The organism is Paenibacillus marinisediminis (assembly GCF_054343325.1).
In genome coordinates, this window is the sequence record NZ_JBTGUH010000033.1 from 1 (window position 1) to 618 (window position 618).

General features: G+C 49.8%; 2 rRNA genes. Both read right to left on the reverse strand.

Features of this window, described 5'->3' with window-relative positions:
- Window positions 1–107 (reverse strand): 23S ribosomal RNA (locus ACXX53_RS23105); the annotation flags it as partial.
- A gap of 293 nt (window positions 108–400) precedes the next feature.
- Window positions 401–618, reverse strand: a 16S ribosomal RNA gene (locus tag ACXX53_RS23110); the annotation flags it as partial.

A 618-nucleotide genomic window follows, 5' to 3' on the forward strand; every position in this document is an offset into this window, starting at 1 on the left:
CCGGATCAATGCATGCTTACTGCTCCCCGAGGCGTATCGTTGTTCGCCACGTCCTTCATCGGCTCCTGGTGCCTAGGCATCCTCCGTGTGCTCTTAATAGCTTAACCAACGCTTCGTTTTCGCTTCTTCCTCACGGTTGTTTTCACCAAGCTCCGTACATTTGCATGTACTTCGCAGGAATGAAAGCCAAATGTTCGTCAGAATGCGAAAACTTCGCTCCTCCATGGGGTAAACCCCAATGGTGGTTTCATCAATTAAGATGAGGATATTCTAAGTCGCTTTTCTTACTTCGCGATTCAGTTTTCAAGGTACAATTTGAAAGAGTCTTGCTCTTTCAAAACTGAAAACGAGCGGAATGTTAGTTGTTTATGTCTCCGTCGCAGGAGACGTAAATCCTTAGAAAGGAGGTGATCCAGCCGCACCTTCCGATACGGCTACCTTGTTACGACTTCACCCCAATCATCTACCCCACCTTCGGCGGCTGGCTCCTTGCGGTTACCCCACCGACTTCGGGTGTTGTAAACTCTCGTGGTGTGACGGGCGGTGTGTACAAGACCCGGGAACGTATTCACCGCGGCATGCTGATCCGCGATTACTAGCAATTCCGACTTCATGCAG